This window comes from Pseudomonas sp. SDT291_1_S447, from assembly GCF_054070155.1.
In genome coordinates, this window is record NZ_JBSVXS010000336.1 from 1 (window position 1) to 323 (window position 323).

Below are 323 nucleotides of genomic sequence, written 5' to 3' on the forward strand. Positions count from 1 at the left end.
TCGGCAGCAAAGAAGGACTGAGCTTTGTGCGTGAACTGGTGGGCCTATGACGCTGCTACTCGACGGGCAAAAAGTCCAGGGCAAGAACCTCAAAGTCACGGCCAACCTGCGAATCGAAAGCGGCGATATGTCCGGCCAGACCAGCAACACCGACAAGGCGCACAAAGGCTTCAAGCCTAAGACGCTTGCCGTCTCGCTGATGATTCCCTTTGTGGATAAAACCCAGCTGACGGATCTGTTGCGCATGGCTGAAGCCACCGCCGGCGGTGGTCAGTTGCATCTGTATCGGATCGTGAACGACACGGCCGAAACCTTCGGTGTGC

At 57.0% G+C, this 323-nt stretch carries 1 protein-coding gene; it reads left to right on the plus strand.

Going from position 1 to position 323, the window contains the following annotated elements; all coding sequences use genetic code 11:
• Positions 1–46: 46 nt before the first annotated feature.
• On the plus strand, positions 47–323 hold a 277-nt coding region (locus ACW9IR_RS29825), incomplete at its 3' end, for a baseplate complex protein (protein ID WP_457466195.1).